22 protein-coding genes are annotated in these 22,047 nt (G+C 70.3%); 21 read left to right on the top strand and 1 reads right to left on the bottom strand.

Features of this window, described 5'->3' with window-relative positions:
* The first annotated feature begins 105 nt into the window (after positions 1–105).
* The 11 genes from lysA (at position 106) to prfA (ending at position 12,716) form a co-directional block, all read left to right on the top strand.
* Positions 106–1,491, top strand: a complete 1,386-nt coding sequence (gene lysA, locus JQS43_RS05765) for a diaminopimelate decarboxylase (RefSeq protein WP_239678027.1) — start codon at positions 106–108, stop codon at positions 1,489–1,491.
* 2 nt (positions 1,492–1,493) lie between these two features.
* A complete protein-coding gene (locus JQS43_RS05770) occupies positions 1,494–2,801 on the top strand; it encodes a homoserine dehydrogenase (RefSeq protein ID WP_239678028.1) in 1,308 nt (435 codons plus the stop codon).
* A 32-nt stretch (positions 2,802–2,833) separates the two neighbouring features.
* On the top strand, positions 2,834–3,883 hold the full coding sequence (gene thrC / locus JQS43_RS05775) for a threonine synthase (protein ID WP_239678029.1): 1,050 nt from the start codon (positions 2,834–2,836) through the stop codon (positions 3,881–3,883).
* Positions 3,884–3,961: 78 nt separating this feature from the next.
* On the top strand, positions 3,962–5,212 hold the full coding sequence (locus tag JQS43_RS05780) for an MFS transporter (protein ID WP_239678030.1): 1,251 nt from the start codon (positions 3,962–3,964) through the stop codon (positions 5,210–5,212).
* Between the two features lie 140 nt (positions 5,213–5,352).
* A complete protein-coding gene (gene thrB / locus JQS43_RS05785; protein WP_239678031.1) occupies positions 5,353–6,288 on the top strand; it encodes a homoserine kinase in 936 nt (311 codons plus the stop codon).
* A 299-nt stretch (positions 6,289–6,587) separates the two neighbouring features.
* Complete coding sequence (gene rho, locus JQS43_RS05790; RefSeq protein WP_239678032.1) at positions 6,588–8,492, top strand: transcription termination factor Rho; 1,905 nt, start codon at positions 6,588–6,590, stop codon at positions 8,490–8,492.
* 176 nt (positions 8,493–8,668) lie between these two features.
* Positions 8,669–9,118 (top strand): group I truncated hemoglobin, encoded by a 450-nt coding sequence (locus tag JQS43_RS05795; protein ID WP_239678033.1) that lies wholly within the window; start codon positions 8,669–8,671, stop codon positions 9,116–9,118.
* Positions 9,119–9,129: 11 nt separating this feature from the next.
* A complete protein-coding gene (locus JQS43_RS05800; RefSeq protein ID WP_239678034.1) occupies positions 9,130–10,383 on the top strand; it encodes a globin domain-containing protein in 1,254 nt (417 codons plus the stop codon).
* On the top strand, positions 10,380–11,123 hold the full coding sequence (locus JQS43_RS05805; protein WP_239678035.1) for a DivIVA domain-containing protein: 744 nt from the start codon (positions 10,380–10,382) through the stop codon (positions 11,121–11,123). The genes JQS43_RS05800 and JQS43_RS05805 overlap by 4 nt, the downstream gene beginning before the upstream one ends.
* A gap of 162 nt (positions 11,124–11,285) precedes the next feature.
* Positions 11,286–11,528, top strand: coding sequence for a 50S ribosomal protein L31 (rpmE, locus tag JQS43_RS05810; RefSeq protein WP_239678036.1), 243 nt, complete (start codon positions 11,286–11,288; stop codon positions 11,526–11,528).
* Between the two features lie 96 nt (positions 11,529–11,624).
* The gene (gene prfA / locus JQS43_RS05815; protein WP_239678037.1) at positions 11,625–12,716 is read left to right on the top strand and encodes a peptide chain release factor 1; all 1,092 of its coding nucleotides are present in this window, start codon (positions 11,625–11,627) and stop codon (positions 12,714–12,716) included.
* 12 nt (positions 12,717–12,728) lie between these two features.
* Here prfA and JQS43_RS05820 read toward each other — a convergent pair whose 3' ends face one another.
* A complete protein-coding gene (locus JQS43_RS05820; protein WP_239678038.1) occupies positions 12,729–14,159 on the bottom strand; it encodes a GGDEF domain-containing protein in 1,431 nt (476 codons plus the stop codon).
* Between the two features lie 132 nt (positions 14,160–14,291).
* On the opposite strand from JQS43_RS05820, the gene prmC reads away from it, so the two are divergent.
* From prmC to atpA, 10 genes are all read left to right on the top strand, one after another.
* Positions 14,292–15,155, top strand: coding sequence for a peptide chain release factor N(5)-glutamine methyltransferase (prmC, locus tag JQS43_RS05825; RefSeq protein ID WP_239678039.1), 864 nt, complete (start codon positions 14,292–14,294; stop codon positions 15,153–15,155).
* Between the two features lie 6 nt (positions 15,156–15,161).
* Positions 15,162–15,827, top strand: coding sequence for an L-threonylcarbamoyladenylate synthase (locus JQS43_RS05830; RefSeq protein WP_239678040.1), 666 nt, complete (start codon positions 15,162–15,164; stop codon positions 15,825–15,827).
* Between the two features lie 2 nt (positions 15,828–15,829).
* Positions 15,830–16,444 carry an arsenate reductase/protein-tyrosine-phosphatase family protein gene (locus JQS43_RS05835; protein WP_239679324.1) on the top strand — a complete coding sequence of 205 codons (615 nt, stop codon included), beginning with the start codon at positions 15,830–15,832 and terminating at the stop codon, positions 16,442–16,444.
* 54 nt (positions 16,445–16,498) lie between these two features.
* Positions 16,499–17,092, top strand: a complete 594-nt coding sequence (locus JQS43_RS05840) for a Uma2 family endonuclease (RefSeq protein WP_239678041.1) — start codon at positions 16,499–16,501, stop codon at positions 17,090–17,092.
* Positions 17,093–17,180: 88 nt separating this feature from the next.
* Positions 17,181–17,630, top strand: coding sequence for a Cg1360 family ATP-synthase-associated protein (locus JQS43_RS05845; protein WP_239678042.1), 450 nt, complete (start codon positions 17,181–17,183; stop codon positions 17,628–17,630).
* A gap of 183 nt (positions 17,631–17,813) precedes the next feature.
* On the top strand, positions 17,814–18,596 hold the full coding sequence (atpB, locus tag JQS43_RS05850) for a F0F1 ATP synthase subunit A (protein WP_239678043.1): 783 nt from the start codon (positions 17,814–17,816) through the stop codon (positions 18,594–18,596).
* 91 nt (positions 18,597–18,687) lie between these two features.
* Complete coding sequence (locus tag JQS43_RS05855) at positions 18,688–18,927, top strand: ATP synthase subunit c family protein (RefSeq protein WP_420847653.1); 240 nt, start codon at positions 18,688–18,690, stop codon at positions 18,925–18,927.
* Positions 18,928–18,964: 37 nt separating this feature from the next.
* Positions 18,965–19,528, top strand: coding sequence for a F0F1 ATP synthase subunit B (locus JQS43_RS05860; RefSeq protein WP_239679326.1), 564 nt, complete (start codon positions 18,965–18,967; stop codon positions 19,526–19,528).
* Entirely contained in the window at positions 19,528–20,352 is an 825-nt protein-coding gene (locus tag JQS43_RS05865) for a F0F1 ATP synthase subunit delta (protein WP_239678044.1), read from the top strand. Before JQS43_RS05860 ends, JQS43_RS05865 begins: the two co-directional genes overlap by 1 nt.
* A 23-nt stretch (positions 20,353–20,375) precedes the next feature.
* Positions 20,376–22,013 (top strand): F0F1 ATP synthase subunit alpha, encoded by a 1,638-nt coding sequence (gene atpA, locus JQS43_RS05870; protein ID WP_239678045.1) that lies wholly within the window; start codon positions 20,376–20,378, stop codon positions 22,011–22,013.
* The last annotated feature ends 34 nt before the right edge of the window (positions 22,014–22,047 follow it).

Raw genomic sequence — 22,047 nt, forward strand, 5'->3', positions numbered from 1 at the left:
GGTGAGGCGGTTGTCTCACTCAGTGGGTGCCGGGCGGCTTCGGTAGGTCGCCGCGGACCTGGTGGATAGCATGTTTTGGTGGTAGTCGGATCGCGGGTGGGGTAAATGCGGGCACATGAGGCGGGGGCACTCCACGCCGATCTCGGGCAGCGCGCTCCGGCGTGGCTTCGGCCGCCGGCCGACGTCAACCAGCTGCTGCCACAGCTGTGGCCCAGCGGGGTGGCGCGCGGTCGCGACGGCGGGTTGAGCGTGGCGGGAGTGCCGGTCGCGCAGCTCGCCGCCGAGCACGGCACCCCGGCCTATGTGCTCGACGAAGCCGACCTGCGGGCCCGGTGCCGGGCGTTCGTCGCCGGGTTCCGGGGGATGGACGTCTACTACGCCGGCAAGGCGCTGCTGTGCAAGGCGGTGGTGCGGGTCGTCGCCGAGGAAGGGCTGCGGCTCGATGTCTGCACCGGCGGCGAGTTGGCGGTCGCGCTGGCCGCCGGCATGCCCCCGGAGCGGATCGGGTTCCACGGCAACAACAAGTCGGTCGCGGAGCTGAGCCGGGCGCTCGACGCCGGGGTGGGGCGGATCATCCTCGACTCGTTCACCGAGATCGACCGGCTGACCGTGCTCGCCCGGGAGCGGGGCGTGCGGCAGCCGGTGATGATCCGGGTGACCGTGGGGGTCGAGGCGCATACCCACGAATACATCGCCACCGGCCACGAGGACCAGAAGTTCGGGTTCTCGCTCGCCGACGGCTCCGCCCAGGCGGCCGCCGAGCGGGTGCTCGACGACGGGGTGTTGCAGCTGATCGGCCTGCACTCGCACATCGGCTCACAGATCTTCGACACCGCCGGCTTCGAGGTTTCGGCGCGGCGGGTGCTGGGGCTGCACGCCGAGCTGGCCAAGCACACCGGGGCCGAGCTCGCCGAGCTGGATCTGGGCGGCGGCTTCGGGATCGCCTACACCAGTCAGGACGATCCGGCGAGCCCGGTCGAGCTGGGCGCCGGGATCACCGGCATCGTCGAGCAGGAGTGCGCGGCCCGCGGGCTGGCGGTGCCCCGATTGTCGGTGGAGCCGGGGCGGGCGATCATCGGCCCGGCCGTCTTCACGCTCTACGAGGTCGGCACGGTCAAGCCGGTGGACGGGCTCCGGACGTATGTGAGCGTCGACGGCGGCATGAGCGACAACCTGCGTACGGCGCTGTACGGCGCCGCCTACTCGGCGACGTTGGCCTCGCGCGCCAGCTCCGCCGGCCCGATGCTGACCCGGATCGTCGGTAAGCACTGCGAGGCGGGAGACGTGGTGGTGCAGGATGAGTTCCTGCCCGCCGATACCCGACCGGGGGATCTGGTGGCGGTGCCGGGCACCGGCGCCTACTGCCGCAGCCTGGCGCACAACTACAACCATGTGCCCCGCCCACCGGTGGTAGCGGTGGCCGATGGTCGGTCCCGGGTGATCGTGCGGCGGGAGTCCGAGGACGACCTGATGGCATTGGATGTGGGTTGACCATGGCGGTACGGCTGGCCCTGCTGGGGTGTGGCACGGTCGGGGCGCAGGTGGTGCGCCTGCTGCACGAACAGGCCGACGATCTGACCGCGCGGGTGGGCGCGCCGGTCGAGCTGGCCGGGGTGGCGGTGCGCCGCCCGGACCGGGTCCGGGCGGTCTCGCTCGACCGGGACCTGCTCACGACCGACGCGCTGGGGTTGCTGAAACGCCCCGATGTGGACGCCGTGGTGGAGGTGGTGGGCGGCATCGAGCCGGCTCGTGGCTGGCTGGTGGAGGCGCTGCGCCAGGGCAAAGATGTGGTAACCGCCAACAAGGCGTTGCTGGCCGAGGACGGCGGTGCGCTCCACGACGCGGCGGTGGCCGGCGGCGCGGATCTTTACTTCGAGGCTGCGGTCGCCGGCGGGATCCCGCTGCTGCGGCCGTTGCGGGAGTCGCTGCACGGTGACCGGATCACCCGGGTGACCGGCATCGTGAACGGCACCACCAACTTCATCCTGTCCGCGATGGACGCCACCGGCGCCGGCTTTACCGAGGCGCTGGAGGAGGCGACCGAGCTGGGGTACGCGGAGGCGGACCCGACCGCGGACGTCGATGGGTTCGACGCGGCGGCGAAGGCCGCGATCCTCGCCTCGCTCGCGTTCCACACCCGGGTGACCGCCGCCGAGGTCTACCGCGAGGGGATCAGCGAGGTGACCTCGGCCGATGTCGCTAGCGCCCGCGAGATGGGCTGTGTGATCAAGCTGCTGTGTCTGGCCGAGCGAGTCGACGGCGCGGTAGCGGTCCGGGTGCACCCGGCGATGATTCCGCGGCAGCACCCACTGGCGGCGGTCGGCGGCGCGTACAACGCGGTCTTTGTGGAGGCCGACGCCGCGGGGCAGCTGATGTTCTACGGCGCCGGCGCCGGCGGTTCGCCGACGGCGAGCGCGGTGCTCGGCGACATCGTGGCGGTCGCCCGGACGGTGGTGGCGCGCCGGGCCGGCGGCAACGGGCTACGGCAGACCGGCCTGGAGGCGTACGCGGAGCTGCCGGTCCGACCGATCGGCGAGGTGGTGACCCGGTATCACGTCCGGCTCGACGTGGCCGACCGGCCGGGGGTGCTGGCGACGGTGGCGAGCGTCTTCGCCCGCCACGGGGTGTCGATCGCGACCGTCCACCAGACCGGCCGCAGCAGCGACGCCACCCTGGTGATCGTGACCCACCGGGCGCCTGATTCGGCGCTCACCGCCACCGTGGCGGAGCTGCGTCACATGGAGATTGTCCGCTCGGTCGCGAGCGTGGTGCGGGTAGAGGGCGAGACCCCCGCCGGCTAGTTCGGCCCGCGGGGGTGGAGTAGGGGTAGGTCATGTGGCGTGGGCTGATCGAGGCTTTCCGGGACCGGTTGCCGGTCTCGGCGACGACCCCGGTGGTAACGCTGTACGAGGGCAATACGCCGCTATTGCCGGCGCCGGCGCTGTCCAGCCGGGTCGGTGCCGAGGTGTTCCTGAAGGTCGAGGGCGCCAACCCGACCGGGTCGTTCAAGGACCGGGGGATGACGGTGGCCGTCTCCAAGGCGGTCGAGCAGGGCTCCAAGGCGGTGATCTGCGCCTCCACCGGCAACACCTCCGCCTCCGCTGCCGCGTACGCCGCCCGCGCCGGCCTGACCTGTGCGGTCCTGGTGCCGGAAGGCAAAATCGCCCTGGGGAAGCTGGCGCAGGCGCTGGTCCACGGGGCCCGGCTGCTGCAGGTCACCGGCTCGTTCGACGACTGCCTGGAGATCGCCTCGAAGCTGGCGCTGGATTATCCGGTCTCGCTGGTGAACTCGGTGAATCCCGACCGGCTGCAGGGCCAGCAGACCGCCGCGTTCGAGATCGTGGCCGGGCTGGGGGACGCGCCGGACATCCACTGCCTGCCGGTGGGTAACGCCGGCAATATCACCGCCTACTGGATGGGCTACCAGTCCGAGTACGAGGTGGGCAACGCAGGCCGGCTGCCCCGGATGTTCGGGTTCCAGGCGGCCGGGGCGGCGCCGATCGTGCGGGGCGAGGTGGTCCGCCGGCCCAGCACCATCGCCACCGCGATCCGGATCGGCAACCCGGCTTCGTGGACCCGGGCGTTGGATGCCCAGGAGCAGTCCGGCGGCCAGATCGGGCAGGTCACGGACCGGCAGATCCTCGCCGCCTACCGGCTGTTGGCCCGGCAGGTGGGGGTGTTTGTGGAGCTGGCCAGCGCGGCGAGCGTCGCCGGCCTGTTGCAGTCGGCCGAGGCCGGGCAGGTGCCGTCGGGTGCGACGGTGGTGTGCACGGTGACCGGCCACGGTTTGAAGGATCCGGACTGGGCGATCGCCACCGCCCCGGCACCGGTCACCATCACGGCCGACCCGCTCGCCGCCGCCCACGCGTTGGAGCTTGCTTAGGCGTCGCCGCTGCGGGGTGAGGAGCGCAACTCGGTCACACCCTGGCGGTGAGCGGCGCGCCAGGTAACGTCTCGGTACGTGCCGTCTGTCATCTCGGTCCTTACCCGTAACCGTGACTTCCGGCGTCTCTTCTTCGCCCAGGTCGTGATCTTCGGCGGGGACTGGTTCGCGGTCATCCCGCTGATGGCGCTGCTGTTGGACCTGACCGGCCGCGGGTCGTGGGGGACCTTGGCGCTCGCCGCCGACACCGGCCTGCTCGCGCTGCTGCTGCCGTACGCGGGGACGGTGGCGGACCGGTTCGATCGCCGCAAGATCATGATGTGCGCCAGCGCGGTGACCCTGGTCGCGGTGGCGATTCTGCTGCTGATCCGGGAGCCCGGGGTGGCCTGGCTGGGGCCGGTAGCGATCGGGATCGTCGGTGCGGCCAAGGCGTTCTATACCCCGGCCGCGTTGGCGGCGCTGCCGAACCTGGTGTCGCGGGAGGAGCTCGGGGTAGCGAACGCGGTCGCCGGAGGCGCCTGGGGGACCATGTTGGTGGTCGGCGCCTCGCTGGGCGGGGTGATGACCGCGCTGCTGGGGCCTTACGCCTGCTTCCTGATCACCGCCGGGTGCATGGTAGTGGCCACCTATCTAGTCTGGCGGATCCGTACTCCGCTGCAGGGCGAGCGGACCGGAGCCCCGCAGCCGGCGCTAAGGGCGATTCGGGAGTCGCTGGCCTATATCCGGCAGCGGCCGCGGGTGCTGTCGTTGGTGACCGTGAAGTCCGCGGTGGGGGTGGGCAACGGGGTGCTGGGGGCGTTTCCGTTGCTGGCGGCGAGCTTCGCGGTCGGGCCGATCGGCACCGGGCTGCTGTTCGCCGCGCGCGGCGCCGGCGCGCTGGCTGGGCCGTTTGTCCTGCGTAAACTGTTGAGTCGCCGCTCCTGGCTGCTTCCCGGGCTCTCGTTGTCGATGGCGGCGTACGGGCTGGCGTACCTGGGGGTGGCGTTCAGTCCGTGGTTCATGGTCACAGTGGTGCTGGTGTTGGTGGCGCACTTCGCCGGTGGCGGGAACTGGATGATGAGCAACTTCGCGCTGCAGTTGGAGGTGCCTGACGAGCTGCGTGGCCGGGTCTTCGCCGTCGACATGATGCTGGCGACGATGGCGGTCTCGGCGAGCTTGTTGATCTTCGCAGCGCTGGTGGATGTGGTGGAGCTGCGATGGCTGATCGCGGGGGCGGCGGGCGCCACGCTGGTCTACGCGGGGGTGTGGCGGCTGGCTACCCGGCGACTGTCCCGGCTGGGCGACGGCGACGACTCCGCGGCGACGGCATCGGCCGTACGCGAGGGGTAGCCGGCTCGGTAGGCTCGGGCTCGGCCGGTTCACGGCTGACCGGGAGGTAGTTGCGCCCGGAGGCGGTGTCAGCCGGCGGGCGGGTCGCCAGCGGGCGGCGCGCCGGAGATTCCGGCCTGGAGTCGAGGAGTGGGTGGCAGGTGGTTGACCGGTCGACTGGTGAAGCTGTGGTGGTCTCGGTTCGGGCCCCGGCGACCAGCGCCAACCTGGGCCCGGGCTTCGACGCGCTCGGGCTCGCGCTGACCTGGTACGACGAGGTGACCGGGCGGCTGGCCCGGGAGACCACGGTCACCGTGCACGGGGAGGGGGCCGGGGAGCTACCCGGCGACGACCGGCACCTGGTGGTCCGCGCGATCCACGCCACCTTCGCTCAACTGGGAATGCCACCGGCACCGGTGGCGTTGACCTGTCAGAACCGGATCCCGCAGGCGCGTGGGCTGGGGTCGTCCTCGGCGGCGATCGTGGCGGGTGTGCTGCTGGGTCGGGAGCTCGCCGGGGCCGCTGGCGGTGCGCTGGATCAGCCGGCGCTGCTGCGGATCGCCGCCGGGCTGGAGGGCCATCCGGATAATGTGGCGCCGTGCCTGTTGGGCGGCTTCACCGTCGCCTGGCGGGAGTCGTCCGAGCCGGATTCGGCGCGGGCGGTGACCGTTGCACCGGCCGATTCGGTGCGGCCGGTGCTGTTCGTGCCCGACCACCGAAGTTTGACCACGGCGGCTCGGGCCGCGCTGCCCGATCAGGTGCCGCACCGGGATGCCGCGCACAGCGCGGGTCGGGCGGCGCTGCTGGTGCACGCGGTGACCCGGGACCCGGCGCCGTCGTTGCTGTTGGCGGCCACCGAGGATCGGCTGCACCAGCAGTATCGGGCGGCCGCCGCGCCAGCGACCGCGGCGCTGGTGGCGCGGTTGCGCGCCGCCGGGGTGCCGGCGGTAGTCAGCGGTGCCGGCCCGTCGGTGCTGGCGTTCGGGCCGGTTCCAGAGCAGCTCAGCAGCCAGGTCGGCTGGGTGTGCCAGGAGATGTCGGTGGATCAGCACGGCGCCACTGTGCGACCGGATATGATGCCGGCGTACACTGGATGACAGCGACGAGACACGCCGAGCGTCGAACCGGTGTTGCCCCAGGTCGGGCGCGTTGTCTAGGCTCTCCCTAGCACAGCCGTGAAGCGGCGAAGTCTGCGGACCCGTTCCCGTCAACAAACCCGCAGGGCACCCCGGTCGATGTCGGCGGCCAGTCCGTCACACCCCTACCAGTGCACGTCGGACCTGTCTCCACGAGCATCGTTGCTGTGCCAGAAGCTCCCGCGCAGGGTTGCGGGGACTATCAGAGCCGCCCGGTCACGAAGACGCATATCCGGGCAGCCCATCGAGGAAGGAAACCATTGAGCGACACCACCGACGTGACGCCGGAGGTTGCGACCAGGGCAACCGACGCCCCCAGTCGCCGGCGCGGCGGCACCGGGCTGTCCGCGATGCTGCTTCCTGAGTTGCAGAGCCTCGCGGGTTCGCTGGGCATCACCGGCACCGGCCGGATGCGGAAGAACGACCTGATCGCGGCGATCCAGGAGCGACAGGCGGGCGGCGCCAGCGGCGGCCGGGCGGCTGGCCGGAGCCGTGCGGCGGCTGCGGAAGAGCCTCGGGAGCAGGTGCGGGCTGAGGTGCCGGCGGCCGAGGGCGCGGCTGGCCGGTCTGAGACCAGTGGGGACGCGCCGGCGCGCGGGTCTCGCCGGAGTTCTCGGAACGAGTCTGGCGGTGCCCGCCGGGAGACCGCCGGGGAGCGCAACGAGGCCGGGGGTTCCCGCGCCGACGAAAGCGCTTCCCGGAATGAGAACCGGAGCGAGAGCCGCAACGAGAGCCGCAACGAGAGCGGTGCGGGCAATGACGGGGGCGGTGACCAGTCGCGCGAGGGCGCCGACGCCGGCTCCCGGAGTTCCCGCAACGAAGGCCGCGACAACAACCGGCGGGGCGGCAACGACGAGCGCCGGGGCGGCAATGACGAGCGCCGGGGCAGTAATGACGAGCGCCGCGGCGGCGATGATGACGACGGGGACGGCGGTGGCCGGCGCGGTCGGCGCAACCGGTATCGGGACCGGCGGCGCGGCCGCAGCGAGCGGACCGGCGGTGGCGGCGAGAGCGAGCCCCAGGTAGCCGACGACGATGTCCTGGTGCCGGTGGCCGGCATCCTGGATGTGCTCGACAACTACGCGTTCGTCCGGACCAATGGCTACCTTCCGGGCCCCAAGGACGTCTACGTCTCCATGGCACAGGTGCGCAAGCACGGACTGCGCCGTGGCGATGCGGTCACCGGCGTGGTGCGGGCGCCCCGGGACACCGAGAACCGGCGGGACAAGTACAACCCGCTGGTCCGGCTGGACACGATCAACGGGATGGACCCGGAGGAGGCCCGCCGCCGGCCGGAGTTCTACAAGCTCACTCCGCTCTACCCGCAGCAGCGGCTGCGGCTGGAGACCGAGCCGCACCTGCTGACCAACCGGGTCATCGACCTGGTGATGCCGATCGGCAAGGGGCAGCGCGCGCTGATCGTCTCGCCGCCGAAGGCGGGTAAGACCACGGTGCTGCAGTCGGTGGCGAATTCGATCACCGCCAACAACCCGGAGTGCCATCTGATGGTGGTGCTCGTCGATGAGCGGCCTGAAGAGGTCACCGACATGCAGCGTTCGGTGAAGGGTGAGGTTATCGCCTCGACCTTCGACCGGCCGCCGTCGGACCACACCACCGTGGCCGAGCTGGCGATCGAACGGGCCAAGCGCCTGGTCGAGCTGGGGATGGACGTGGTGGTGATGCTGGACTCGATCACCCGGCTGGGGCGGGCGTACAACAACGCCACCCCGGCGAGCGGGCGGATCATGTCCGGCGGGATCGACTCGACCGCGTTGTACCCGCCGAAGCGGTTCCTCGGCGCCGCCCGGAACATCGAGAACGGCGGATCGCTGACCATCTTCGCGACCGCGCTGGTGGAGACCGGCTCGGTGATGGACACGGTGATCTTCGAGGAGTTCAAGGCGACCGGCAACGCCGAGCTCAAGCTCGACCGGAAGATCGCTGACAAGCGGGTCTTCCCGGCGATCGACATCGACCAGTCGGGCACCCGCAAGGAGGAGATCCTGCTCGCGCCAGACGAGCTGGCGATCACGTACAAGCTGCGTAAGGTTCTGCACTCGCTGGAGTCGCAGGCGGCGTTGGATCTGCTGTTGAGCAAGCTCAAAGAAAACAAGACCAACATCGAGTTCTTGATGCAGATCTCGAAGACCACGCCCGGCGAATAAGGCGGAGCTGCCAGGATTGGCGTACGTCAGTTAACTCGTCGTCTCTGTGATGTTTGTCGCACACCCCGTGCGACGCGACATGGTGGCAAAGATGTGACTATGTCCTGCGGGTCGCCTCTCGATCATCAATGCTCGGGAGGCGACCCGAACATCCCCCCTCGTGGAAGGCGCATGAGATGGCGAATGACGCGACGTTCATCGAACCGGCGATGCTCGACGAGATCGACGAGACGGCTCGGCAGTCGACGCCGAGCGCGGCGCTGTTGGCGATCGGCGGGTCCCGGGCGGTGACCGCGGTCGTGGAAGAGTTCTACACCCGGCTGTTGGCCGACCCGGTGACCGCACCGTATTTCCGGGCGGTGGAGGTCGACACGCTGAAGCGCCACCAGGTCCTGATGCTGGTCAAAGTGTTGGGTGGCCCGGACCGGTACACCGGCCGGGATCTGCAGACCGCCCATGCCGGCCTGGGTATCACCCCGGAGGTCTACGCTCGCGTGTGCCTGTACCTGCTCACCGTGATGCACGACTTCAAGGTCCCGATGGACATTCTCGTCGCCGCCAACCAGGTCCTGGTCAACGTGCAGGGACAGATCGTCACTGCGGTCAGTGGCGGCGACGGGCAATAGTGGAGGGCTCGATGGAACGCTCGATCGCTACGGGGGACAGCGCCGGACCGTCACTGGCCGAGCGGCCGGAGCAGGCGGCAGGCAGTGGCGACGACGTCACCGAGCTCGCGACCGCGCTGCGACGTAGCTGGGCGGAGGTGGAGAAGCTCGGCGACCACGCTGCCGCGTACTTCTACGCCACCTTGTTCACCCTGGATCCGAGCTTGCGGGAGATGTTCCCGGCGGCGATGGGTGGGCAGCGGGACCGGCTACTGGCCGCGTTGGGACACATCGTCTCGCACGTGGATGATGGCGCCGCGCTGACCTCTTTCGTCAAGCAGTTGGGCCGCGACCACCGGCGGTTCGACGTGGCGCCGGAGCACTACCCGGTGGTCGGGCAGGCGCTGCTGCACACGTTGGCGCACGGGCTCGGGCCGGCGTGGACACCGGAGCTGGCCGCGAAGTGGACCACCGCGTACGAACTGGTCTCCGGCGTGATGATCGAGGCGGCGGCGGAGTCGGCGAAGCGTGAGCCGGCCCGGTGGGACGCGGAGATCGTCAGCCATGAGCGGCGGACCGGCGACATCGCTGTGGTCACCGCCCGGATCGCCGGTGACCTGCGGTGGCGCGCCGGTCAGTCGCTCGCGGTGGAGTCGCATCTGCGGCCGCGGGTGTGGCGTTACCTGTCCCCGGCGAACACCCCGAACCGGGACGGCCTGGTGGAGTTCCATATCCGGGCGGTGCCGGGCGGGCAGCTCAGCCCGGCCCTCGTCTACCAGGCGCAGGTCGGGGACGTGCTGCGGCTCTCGGCGCCGATCGGCGACCAGCTGACCTTGCCGAACGGGCCCGGGCCGGATCTGCTGCTACTCGCTGGTGGCACCGGGCTGGCGCCGCTGAAAGCGATTGTCCAGCAGCTGGCGGAGTACCGCGACGAGCGGCGGGTGACGCTGATCGCCGGTGCCGCCTACCGGTTCGAGCTGTACGATCTGGACGCCCTGTGGGGCTTTGCGCAGCAGCATAAGCAGTTCAACGTGTTGGCGGCGCTCTCGGCCGACCCCTCGCTGGGAGCGCCGTCGACGGTCGGGGAGGCGGCGGCGCGCAACGGCCGGTGGCATGACCGGCTGATCTACGTGTGTGGTTCGCCGGCGATGGTGACCGGCACCCGCCAGGCGCTAGCGAGTCAGGGCTACGCACCCGAACAAGTGCGGACCGAAAACTACGACGGCAGCACCTACGCCCCGCTGCAGGCGCGGGGCGCCATCCGCAACGAGGGGGACTGGGCATGAACGAGCGGAGGCGCCGGCCGCTGACCTCCCACGAGATCCGCAATCTGCAGATCCGACGGATCGGTCTGCGCAAGGGGTACGACCCGACCGCCGTCCACGAGCTGCTGCAACGCCTCTCCGACGAGGTGGCCAGCCGGGATCGCACGATCAGTGATCTGACCAGCCGGCTCAACCGGGCCGAAAACGAGGCCTACGCCCGGCGGCACGGTACCTTGCCCGCGGGGGCCAACGAGGCCCAGATCACCGATCTGCTCACCGAGATCGATGTCCGGTTGAAGGCCCAGCAGTACGCCGACGAGGTGATCGCCTCGGCGCAGCACGGCGCGGCCCAGATCGTGCAACAGGGGCGGCATCAGGCCAGCCAGATCCTGGGCGACGCGCACAAGGCGGCCGAGCAGGCGGCGCACGCGTACCGGCAGCGGGCCGGCGCGGACTACAGCCCGGACAAGGAAGAGCTGGCCCGGCTGCTGGCGTTGGCGCAGTGGGCGCAGGCGCAGATCGGTGGCTTGCATCAGCAGTTGACCGCTACCAACACCACGGTGGGGCGGGAGCTGTCGAGCATCGTGGAGCGGTTGCGGCCGATTCTGGAGCCCAACAGCGACTCCGGCGGCGCCAATCCGGCCGGCGGTAGCGGGCCGACCGGCTACGCTGCCGGCGGTAACGGGCCGACCGGTTACGGCGCCCCGGCGGCTCCGCCAGGGAGCGGGCCCCAGGCCGCCACCCAGGCCGAGCGGTGGTGAGGTGCTAGGCACCGGCCGGGCTGAGCGGGGTTCGGCCGAAGGTGCGTGGCACACTAGAAGGTCGATGCCAGGTACCGGTTCACGCCTGAGCCGGGGCGGGCGAGTTCTCGCCTCGGTGACGACGGCGACCCGGCGACCATGACGAAAGGAACACCAGAGCCGATGAGGCCGGATATTCACCCGCAGTATGTAACGACCGAGGTCAACTGCTCCTGCGGCAACTCCTTCACCACCCGCAGCACCGCCGCCAACGGCGTGATCCATGCGGAGACCTGCAATGTCTGCCACCCGTTCTACACGGGCAAGCAGCGAGTGCTCGACACCGCCGGTCGAGTGGCCAAGTTCCAGCAGAAGTACGCCAAGGCCGGCAAGCAGGCTGGCGGCAAGACGGCTGCCAAGCGGTAGCGGCGACGGTCGTGCGCGCCCGCCCGTCGAGGTACGGGCGGGCGTTGTGCGCGCCCGACGATTCGTCCATCCGTCACTGCTCGAGAAGGAACCACCATGACCACCGTGCAGCCCCGGATCGTTGATCTGTTGGCGGAGTTCGCCGAGCTGGAACAACAGCTGGCAGATCCGGCGCTGCACGCCGACCCGGGCCGGGCGCGGATCGTGGGCCGGCGGTACGCCGAACTCACCCCGATCTACAAGACCGCGACCGAACTCGACGCGCTCCGCAACGACCTGACCGCCGCGCGCGAGCTGGCGGCGGAGGATCCGACCTTCGCCAGCGAAGCGGAGAGCCTGGCAGCGAAGATCGCGCCGTTGGAGGAGCGGCTCGCCGAACTGCTCGCACCCCGGGACCCGCACGACGCCAAGGACGTCATCCTGGAGATCAAGGCCGGCGAGGGCGGGGCCGAGTCGGCGCTGTTCGCCGGAGACCTGCTCCGGATGTTCCTGCGCTACGCGGAGCGGCACGGCTGGCTTACCGAGATCATCGACAGTCAGGAGTCCGACCTCGGGGGAGTGAAGAACGTCGCGCTGGCGGTCAAGACCCGCGGGGCGCCCGACGGCGGAAACGGCGTCTGGTCTCGGCTGAAGTGGGAGGGCGGGGTGCACCGGGTGCAGCGGGTGCCGGTGACCGAGTCGGCGGGGCGGATCCACACCTCGGCCGCCGGGGTGCTGGTGGTGCCCGAGGCCGAGGAGGTCGAGGTGACCATCGACCCGAATGATCTGCGGATCGACGTCTACCGGTCATCCGGCCCCGGCGGCCAGTCGGTGAACACCACCGACTCCGCGGTCCGGATCACCCACCTGCCCACCGGCATCGTCGTCTCCTGCCAGAACGAGAAGAGCCAGCTGCAGAACCGGGAGCAGGCGATGCGAATCCTGCGGGGCCGCCTGCTCGCCCTCGCGCAACAGGAGGCCGACGCCGCCGCCGCCGACGCCCGGCGGGCCCAGGTGCGCACGGTCGACCGGTCGGAGCGCATCCGCACCTACAACTTCCCGCAGAACCGGGTCACCGACCACCGGATCAACTACACCGCGTACAACCTGGACCTGGTGCTCGACGGTGACCTCGATGGGTTGCTGGATGCGATCAGCGAAGCCGACCGGCAGGCCCGGCTCGCCGGGGACCCGGCGCTGGCCCGCTGAGCATCCGCCGGGTCAGGTGCTTGCCCACCTGACCGTCACCCCGATCGTGCTCCCGGGGACCAGATTCGCCCAGTCCTCGGCGCCGACCGCGTCGCCGATTCGCCGTGCGACCTGCTGCGCCTGGTCGGCCGAGGCGTTCGGGAGCACCACCGCGAACTCGTCGCTGCCGAACCGGGCCACGAAGTCGCCGCTGCGCAGCACCCGGGCGATCACGCCGGCGACCCGTTGCAACACCAGGTCACCGGAGAGCCGCCCGTGCCGGTCGTTGACGCTGGCGAGTCCGTCCAGATCGACCGTGCCCACCATGGCGCGCTCGCCGCGACCCACCATGGCGGCCAGGTAACGGTCCAGGTAAAGGCGGTTAGCCAGGCCGGTGAGCGGGTCGGTCAAGGAACCCTGGTCGCGGTTCGCCACCGACCGGCGGACATCCTCATGATCCAGCCGGGCCGCGATCCCCTCCAGGAAGACATCCCGGAGCCGGTCGGTGCGCTGGGCCGCGATCCGGAACGCGTACCGGTCTGCCTGGTGCGCCGCCGGATGGTCACCGGCGGCGGAGAAGGCGAGGCTGCGCAGTCGGGCCGGTTCGGCCGGGCCGAGCGTCTCCTGCGACACGGTCACCGCGTCCAGCCGGCTCAGCGCGTCGGTGGCCTTACCTGCCGAGACCAGCAGGCAGACCTCGCCCAGCATGCGCATGTCGCGGGCCCGTTGCCCCTCGGCACCGGCGGAGAGCAATGGTCGGGGGTCGGCCCCGGTCGGCGCGTCCAACGCCGCCTGGCGGGCGATCGCGTAGCCGTACGACACCCGGTCGCTGGGGCGCAGCCGCTGCCGGGCGTAGCCTTCCAACTCCGTGCTGAGGTCCCGCAACACCCGTAGGCAACCGTCGGTGTCCCCGTTGTGATCGATCGACAACGCCATCCGCAGCCGGATGCCGGGCTGCGCGAAGTGCTCCGCCGGGATGCCCTTGGGCACCCCGAGCTGGCGGGCTCGTTCGATCGCGCTCAGCGAGTGCGGGTGGAAGCCCAGGTACGAGTAGGCCATCGCCAGGTCGTGCCAGCCCCAGGCCAGGTCCGGGTCGTCGCCGGTGGCGACCCCCAACGCCCGGGCGGCGTGCACCAGGTGGGTGAGGCTGCGTTCCGGGGCGCCGAGCTGGCGGGAGGCGAGCGCAGCCACCGCGTGCAGGTGCCCGTGCAGCTGTGGCTCGGGCAGCTCCCGTAGCGCGGCGAACGCCTCGTCGACCGCCGCAGTGTATTGCGCGGTCCGGCCGAGGTTGACCAACGCGGTTATCCGCAGCACGTGAGAGTGGGCTCGGAGGTACGGGTTGGTGCTGCCGGCCACGGCCGTCTCGGCCGCGCGCAGCGCAGCGGCCATCCGGCCGCCGATCATCAGATTCCGAATCGCGGAGAGCGCATCAGTAGCGTCGCCGACCCGGTCACGCCACCCCACGCACCGCCTCCGTCCCTAGAACCCGCGCGAACCGGCTGAGCCCCCCGCCCACGAGCATTATCTGACGGGCGAGTGAGAAACGCACCACCCCCTAGGGGAAGTCCCGTGCGTGGTTAGCGGTATACAGCCAGGGTGACCACGGTGGTACCGGTATCCGAGGCGGTGCGGGAGGCGACCGCGGCGCTGACCCGGGCGCAGGTGGACTCGGCCCGCAGCGACGCGCTGGTGCTCGCCGCCCACGTGCTGGGCGTGCCCCGGAGCCGGCTGGTGCTGGTGGCGGGGTTCACCCCGGCGGCGCTGGCTGAGTTCCGGCGGCTGGTCGCCGACCGGGCGCGGCGGGTGCCGCTGCAACACCTGACCGGGGTGGCCGGGTTCGGTCGGTTGGAGCTCGCGGTCGGTCCCGGGGTCTTCGTGCCCCGGCCGGAGACCGAACTGCTGGCCCAGTGGGCGCTGACCGTCGGCGGGGCGCTCGCAGTAGACCTGGCCAGCGGCAGCGGCGCGCTGGCGTTGGCGCTGGCGCACGGTTCGCCGGCCACCCGGGTGGTCGCGGTGGAGCGTTCTCCGGCAGCGGTGGCCTGGCTGCGGCGGAACGCCGCCGCCCGGGCCGCCGCCGGGGATCGGCCGATCGAGGTGGTCGTCGGGGACGCCACCGACCCGCGGGTGCTGGCGGAATTCGACGGCACGGTCGACCTGGTCGTGAGTAACCCGCCGTACGTGCCGGAGCCGTCGCCGGGCGACGGACCGCCACCGGAGGTGGCCGATCATGACCCGCCCGAGGCGGTCTTCGCCGGCCCAGACGGGTTGGCCGTGATCCGGCCGTTGGCGGCCCGGGCCGCGGCGCTGCTGCGCCCCGGCGGGTGGTTCGGGCTGGAGCACGACGAGACCCAGCCACCGGCGCTGCCGGCGCTGTTGTCGCCCTGGTTCGCCGAGATCGCGATTCATCGCGATTTGACCGGTCGCCCGCGCTACGTTACCGCCCGGCGGGTGGCAGACTAGCGATTTGTGAAACTGTACGACTGCCGGAACCCGGCCGAGCGAGACTCCGGGACCGCCGCGGCGGTGGCCGCTGCCCGCCGGGGCGACCTCGTGGTGATGCCCACCGACACCCTCTACGGCCTCGGGTGCGATGCCTTCAAGAAGCATGCGGTCAAGGCGCTGTTCCGGGCCAAGGACCGCAACCGGGACATGCCGTTGATCGTGATGGTGGGCTCCCGGAAGACCCTCGATGGGCTGGCCTACCGGTTACCGAAACCGGCCCGGGCGTTGGCCGACGCGTTCTGGCCCGGCGCGTTGACGATCATCGTCGAGCATGCGAAGAGCCTCGACTGGGATCTCGGCGAGACCGGTGGCACGGTGGCGGTGCGGATGCCGCTGCACCCGGTGGCGTTGGAGGTGCTGCGGGAGGTGGGTCCGATGGCGGTGACCTCGGCAAACAAGAGCAGCCAGCCGCCGGCGGTGACCGCCGAGCAGGCCCAGGAGCAGCTCGGCTACTCGGCGCGGGTATATCTGGACGGCGGCCCCAGCCCGGCCGCTTTACCATCTACAATTGTGGATCTGACCACTTCCCAGCCGGAGCTGCTCCGCGCCGGCTCGATCGGCGTCGACCGGCTTCGCGAGGTCGTGCCCGACCTGGTGGTGCCGGAGTCCGAGTCGGTGACGGGAGCATGACCATGCCGCCGTTTACGGTGCTTCACGTCTGCATGGGCAACATCTGCCGGTCGCCGATGGCCGAACGACTGCTGCCGGTGGCGATCTCGGAGGCCGCCGGGGTGACGCTGGCCGAGGCGGACGCCCTGGTGCACAGCCACAGCGCCGGCACCGGCGGCTGGCACGCCGGGGAGGAGATGCACCCTTCGGCGGCCCGGCAGGTCCGGGGCCGGGGCGGGGAGCCGACCGGGTTCACCGCCCGGCGGCTGCGCTCGGAACACCTCGACGCCGCCGACCTGGTGCTGGTAGCCACCGCCGACCAGCAGCTCTACGTGACCGCGCTGCGCCCGGACGCGGCCGGGCGTACCTTCGTGCTCGGCGAGTTCGGCCGGCTGCTGCGGCTGGTGACCGAGGCTGGCCTGCCGGCTCCAGAACTCACCCCGGACGGGGTGTTCGCCAGGGGGGTCGGGTTGGTGGCGGCGGTGGAGCGGCTGCGGGGAGACGCGGCGTCGCTACCCGGTGACGACCTCGACGATCCGTGGGGGCGGGGGGAGAAGACCTTCACCCGGGTCGCCGAGGAGATCGAGGACACGCTGCGGCCGCTCGCCACCGGTCTGGTGGCCACGTTGAAGGAGTGATCCGCGACTACACTGGGTCGGGTATCGACACCGACCGGCGGGAGGGGTGTGATCATGGCAGCGCCGGCCTTTGATCCGCTCGTCGACCTCGATGGTCTGTGGACCACCGCGCTGGCCGACCGGTTCCTGCCGGATCCCCAGCTGCCCTCCGCGAGCTACGAGTCTGTCAACGGGAGGCTCTTCGTGTCCCCGACCGAGGTGCACACCAACAGCTGGGGGGAGCTGAAACTGGCGCGATTGGTCGCAGACGCTGCGGAGTCGGCGGGCTTCTCGCTCTCCGGCCCGGTCAACCTCAAATTCGACGAGGGCACCTGGATCCAACCCGACCTCACGGTTCTGCACACGTTGCCGAAGACCGATGAGGAGGACCGGTGGGTCCCGTCGGCGTACTGCACGATGGTGGTCGAGTTCGTCTCCCGCAGCAATCGGCGCAAGGACTTCGTCGCGACCCCCGATTTGTGCGCCAAGGGTGGGGTGCCGTATTTCCTGCGGGTCGAGCTGGTCCGTCGGCTCAGCCACGCGTCGGCCCAGCTCTTCCGGTTGACCGACGGCCGTTACGAGCCGGTGGTCGAGGCCACGGCCGGGCAGGTCTTCGAGGCGGTCGAGCCGTTCCCGATGCGCTTCGACCCGCGGCAACTGTTGCCGTGACCCCCGAGCCGGGTCGGTACGCTGGGGGCCGCGGCCGGACCGCAGGGTTCACCGCGAATTCTTTCCCCCGTCACAGTGCGAGGTTCAGGTGAGGCAGCGACCCGCGCCCAAGGTCGAGACCCACGCCGAGTCGGTTCGGGCGTTGGCTGCGGCGATGCTGCGGACCGGTCTCGGGTTCGGCGCGGCGGCGGCGCTGGTCGCGCTGGCGCTTTCCAGCGCGTTCGCTGGCTGGCCCGGACTCTTGGGCGCCGCGGTCGGGGTGGCCCTCGGCTTCGTCTCGTCGCTGGCGACGATCGGGCTGATGCACCTGACCGCGCCGCTGCCGGTGGAGGCGCTCTTCGGCGCGGCGATGGGCAGTTACGCGATCAAGATCGGGTTGCTGATGGCGGTGGTCGCGCCGCTGCGGGGGGTGAGTTCGCTGCACCCGACCGCGCTGGCGCTCTCGGTGCTGGCGGTGGTGGTGGCGTGGGCGGTCGCCGAGCTGGTCGCCTTCTGGCGGACCCGGCTGCCCACCATCATCCCTGCGCAGGGCGGATAACCGGGTCCGGGCGCCGACACCCCCCCACGGCATGTGCCTGATCGCCTGGTAGGGTCCGCTACCGATGGAGGCGCCTTACGGTGCCCCCCGGAGGTTTGGCGCGGCTCGTCAGGTACGTTGACGGCAGATCATGACGATTCCCCCGGCAGCATGCGGCTGCCAGGAGAACCGGAAGGAGTCCAGTTGAGCACGCAGGTGCTGGCTGTTGGCGAAGAATTCGAACCCCCAGGCGCACGCGATTTCGACCTGCCCGCGATCTTCGCCGGTGTCACCAAGCCCATGCTGCTCGTGGTCGCTTCGGTCGTCATCATCGCGCTCTTCTTCTTGCTGAGCACCCGCAAGTCGCAGTTGGTCCCTGGCAAGTTCCAGTTCCTCGGCGAGTCGGTCTACAACATCGGCCGGAACACCATCGCCCGGGAGCAGATCGGTGCCAAGGAGTTTCGTCCGTTTGTGCCGCTGATCGTCAGCCTCTTCACCTTCGTGCTGGTGAACAACATCTACGGCATCGTCCCGGTGATCCAGTTTCCGACGATGTCGCAGATCGGTTTCCCGCTGGCGCTGGCGCTATTGGTGGTCTACCCGGTCTACCACTTCGTGGGGATCCGGAAGTTCGGCCTCGGTGGCTACCTGAAGAACCAACTCTTCCCGCCCGGCGCGCCCAAGCTGGTCTATCTGCTGCTGGCGCCGATCGAGTTCTTCTCCAAGTTCGTGGTGAACCCGCTGACCCTGGCGGTCCGGGTCTTCGCCGCGATGTTCGCCGGCCACATGCTGATCCTGGTGTTCGCGCTCTCCGGCGAGTTCTTGCTGGTCTACGGGGATGGTCTACTGAAGGCGGTCGCCGGGCTGTCGTTCCTCGCGGTCATCGCGATCACCTTCCTGGAAGCCCTGATCATGTCGATTCAGGCATACATCTTCGCGCTGCTCTCGGCCAGCTACATCGGGATGGCGCTGGCGGCGGATCACTAGTGGGCGGCCCCCGTGGCACCGGCCACGCCGACAAGGTAATAACCAGCCTGGTTTCCGCACCGTGCGGAGGACAGACGGAAAGGGATAACAAGTGACGGACATCGTGCTTGCGCAGGCCGAGAGCATCAACCCGGGCCTCGCGGTCATCGGTTACGGTCTCGGTGCGATCGGCGCCGGCATCGGCGTTGGCCTCATCTTCGCGTCGGTCATCATCGGCACCGCCCGGCAGCCGGAGGCGCAGGGCAAGCTGGTGGGTATCGCCTTCACCACCTTCGCCCTGGTCGAGGTGCTTGCGCTGATCGGCTTCGTGCTGTTCTTCCTCGCCTCCTGACCTAGCCGTTTCGAGAGGAGACGTCGTGGACACGCCGATGCTATGGGCGGCCGCGGGAGACCCTAATCCGGTTCTCCCGCACACCTCTGAGATCATCGTCGGGCTCGTCGCCTTTCTGCTGCTGCTGTTCGTCATTCGGAAGTTCGTGACTCCTCGGTTCGAGAAGATCTACGAGGAGCGGACCGAGAAGATCGAGGGCGGTCTGCAGCGGGCCGAGGCGGCGCAGGCCGAGGCGAACCGACTGCTGGAGCAGTACCAGACTCAGTTGGCCGAGGCCAAGACCGAGGCGGCGAGGATCCGCGACGACGCCCGGGCGGATGCCGAGGGCATCCGCAACGACGTGCTCGCCCAGGCGCGGGAAGAGTCCGAGCGGATCATCGCGGCGGGTCGGGACGCGCTCGCGGCGGAGCGGGCCACCCTGGTCCGCGAGCTGCGGGCCGAGATCGGCACGCTCTCGGTCGAGCTGGCCAGCCGGATCATTGGCGAGTCGCTCGCCGATGAGGCCCGGCGCGCCGGCACGGTCGAGCGCTTCCTGTCCGACCTGGAGTCGGCGGAGCAGGAGTCGCCCAACGGTGGCGCCGCCACGGCGGGGGCGCGCTGATGCAGGCCGCCAGCCGCCAGTCGTACGCCGCCGCGTTGGAGCAGCTCGACACGCTCGCCAATGGCGGCGCCAGCCCGGCGGAGCTGCGCACGGTCTCCGACCAGCTGTTGGCGGTGGCCCGGCTGCTCGCCGGGCAGGTGCAGCTGCGGCGCGCGCTCTCCGATCCCGCCCGCCCGGGCGAGGATCGGGCGGCGCTGTTGCGAGGTCTGCTCGGCCGGCAGGTCAGCGACCACACCCGGGAGCTACTCGACACCCTGGTCGGCGGCCGCTGGTCATCGGCGCTTGAGCTGCTTGAGGGCTGCGAACAGCTGGCGGTGCAGGCGCTCTTCGCCAGCAGCGAGCGAGCCGGCGAGATCGCCGAGGTCGAGGACGAGCTGTTCCGGTTCAGCCAGCTGGTCGCCGGCGACCAGCAGCTCTCCGCCGCGCTGGGCGACCGGCGAGCGCCGGTCGAGCAGCGGGCCACGCTGGTGGACTCGCTGCTGGCGGGCAAGGCCATCGACACTACCGTCGCCGCGGTAAAGATCGCGTTGGGTGGGCTCGGTGGGCGTAGCGTGGAGGGGGCGTTGATCAAGCTGGTCGAGGCCGCCGCCGAACGGCGTGATCGCAGCGTGGCGTACGTGACCGTGGCCACGCCGCTGACCGACAGTGAAGAGCGCAGGCTGGGTACGGCCCTGTCGGCGCGCTACGGTCGAGACGTCTCTGTGAAGACGACAGTCGATCCGCGGGTGCTCGGCGGGGCACGGGTGCAGTTGGGGGCCGATCTCTATGACGGCACCGTTGCGCACCGGCTCGCCCAGGCCCGCAATGCTTTGGCATCAGGCTAGGAAGGACCCAGGGAAGGAAACCGATGGGCGAGCTGACCATCTCGACGGAGGAGATCCGCGGCGCACTGCAGCGGTACCTCGACGAGTACACCCCGTCTACTGTTCGCGAGGAGGTCGGGGTCGTCACCGAGGCCGGCGACGGCATTGCCCGGGTCGAAGGCCTGCCCTCCACAATGGCGCAGGAGCTGCTGGAGTTCGAGGACGGCACCCTGGGCATGGCGCAGAACCTCGATGTCCGTGAGATCGGTGTGGTGGTCCTCGGCGAGTACACCAGCATCGAGGAGGGGCAGCAGGTCAAGCGCACCGGCCGGGTGCTCTCGCTGCCGGTGGGTGACGCCTTCCTGGGTCGGGTGGTCGACGCGCTCGGCAAGCCGATCGACGGCCTCGGCGAGGTCGAGCACGAGACGCTCCGGGAGCTGGAGCTGCAGGCCCCGAACGTGGTCGCCCGGCAGCCGGTGACCGAGGCGCTGCAGACCGGGATCAAGGCGATCGACGCGATGACTCCGATCGGCCGGGGCCAGCGACAGCTGATCATCGGTGACCGGAAGACCGGCAAGACCACTATCGCGACCGACACGATCATCAACCAGCGGGCCAACTGGCAATCCGGCGACCCGACCAAGCAGGTGCGCTGCATCTACGTGGCGGTCGGCCAGAAGGCCACCACCATCGCATCGGTCAAGCACACGCTGGAGCAGCACGGGGCGATGGAGTACACCACCATCGTCGCCGCACCCGCCAGTGACCCGGCCGGCTTCAAATACATCGCCCCCTACGCCGGCTCGGCGCTCGGTCAGCACTGGATGTACCAGGGCAAGCACGTCCTGATCATCTTCGACGACCTGAGCAAGCAGGCCGAGGCGTACCGGTCGATGTCGCTGCTGCTGCGGCGCCCGCCGGGCCGCGAGGCGTACCCGGGTGACGTCTTCTACCTGCACTCTCGGTTGTTGGAGCGGTGCGCCAAGCTCTCCGACGAGCTGGGTGGCGGTTCGCTGACCGGCCTGCCGATCATCGAGACGAAGGCCAACGACATCTCGGCGTTCATCCCGACCAACGTCATCTCGATCACCGACGGGCAGATCTTCCTGCAGACCGACCTGTTCAACCAGGGGGTCCGACCGGCGATCAACGTCGGCACCTCGGTCTCCCGGGTCGGCGGCAACGCCCAGATCAAACCGATGCGAAAGGTCGCGGGCACGCTGCGGCTGGGGTTGGCGCAGTTCCGGGATCTGGAGGCGTTCGCGCTCTTCGCCTCGGACCTGGACCGCACCAGCCGGATGCAGCTGGAGCGCGGTGCCCGGCTGGTGGAGCTGCTGAAGCAGCCGAACGAGGCGCCGGTGCCGGTGGCGGAGCAGGTGGTGCTGGTCTGGGCCGGCACCGACGGCAAGCTCGACGACCTGCCGGTCGGGGACGTGCGCCGGTTCGAAGGCGAGTTCCTGCAGCATCTGCGGCACGCGAACCCCGGCGTGCTGGCCTCGATCGGGGACGGGGTCTGGGACGACGAGATCATCAAGTCGCTGGAAGAGGCGATCACCAGCTTCAAGCAGGCGTTCCTCGCCGGTGAGGACGGGGTCCGGGTGAACGAACCCGAGGCCGAGGCGATCGACGAGGACGCCACCCGCCGGGAGACCGTCAAGCGAGTCGTTCCGAAGAAGCGATGACCGAGGTACGGGCGAGGTTGGCGAAGAAGGTTAG

Origin of the sequence: Natronosporangium hydrolyticum, assembly GCF_016925615.1 — a bacterium.
GTDB lineage: Bacteria > Actinomycetota > Actinomycetes > Mycobacteriales > Micromonosporaceae > Natronosporangium > Natronosporangium hydrolyticum.